Here is an 823-nt window from a genome sequence, read left to right on the forward strand (position 1 = left end):
CAGACCGAGGTCGGCTCCGACCCCATCGTCCAGAAGGCCCTCCGTCAGCTCTCGCTGGAAAAGGCCCCCGAGTCCGTCACCCAGCTGGTCCTCTGGAACCTCATCTACAAGCTCGACTGGTCGACCATCGCCCAACTCTCCCGCAAGTGGGCCAACCCCCACGAGCTGAGCCTCGCCCGCCAGTTCGTCGACCGCATCACCGAGCCCAACGCCGAACTGACCCCCATCGGACCGGCCACCCTCTACGTCCAGGTCCAGGGCAATGACCCCATGGCCGAGGCCCTCCAAGGGGTCCTCGTCGGCACCCGCACCCTGGGCATGAACGTCGAACTCGACGCCCCGGCCGCTCCCGAAGGACCGGCCCTGGCCTGCCTGGTCCGCTTCCACGACGCCCCGGCCGGCTCCGACGACCGCGACGCCTCGGTCCTGATCTACTCCAGCGACCCGAACGCCAGCCGCTGGGCCGCCGTCGGCAAGTTCTCCCTGCCGGTCGCCGCCGACGCCACCGCCGAGGCCCTGGCCGACGAGCTGGCCGAAGGGATCATCAGCCGCCTGGTCCGCGCCCAGGTGACCGAGGGCAAGAAGGTCAAGGGCGTGCAAACCTACAAGCTGCGGATCGACAACGCCGCCCCCTTGCTGCTCAACGGCCTGGCCCTGACCGGCTCGGACCTGAGCGTCGAGAGCAGCCCGTCGATGCTCGCCGGCTTCTCCCTGCCCCCTCGACGCAGCATGACCTTCACCATCTCCGGCGACGCCGTCGATCGGCTCAACCTCCAAAACGGGGCCAAGGTCATCGCCGCCGACCTCAGCGGACTCTGAGCCG

1 pseudogene is annotated in these 823 nt (G+C 69.4%); it reads left to right on the top strand.

Annotation, left to right across the window (positions count from 1 at the left end):
- Positions 1 to 819 (top strand): annotated as a pseudogene (locus GA615_RS27715) (hypothetical protein); the annotation flags it as partial.
- Positions 820 to 823 lie beyond the last annotated feature (4 nt).

This window comes from Tautonia marina (genome assembly GCF_009177065.1).
In the GTDB taxonomy this organism is placed as follows: Bacteria; Planctomycetota; Planctomycetia; order Isosphaerales; family Isosphaeraceae; genus Tautonia; species Tautonia marina.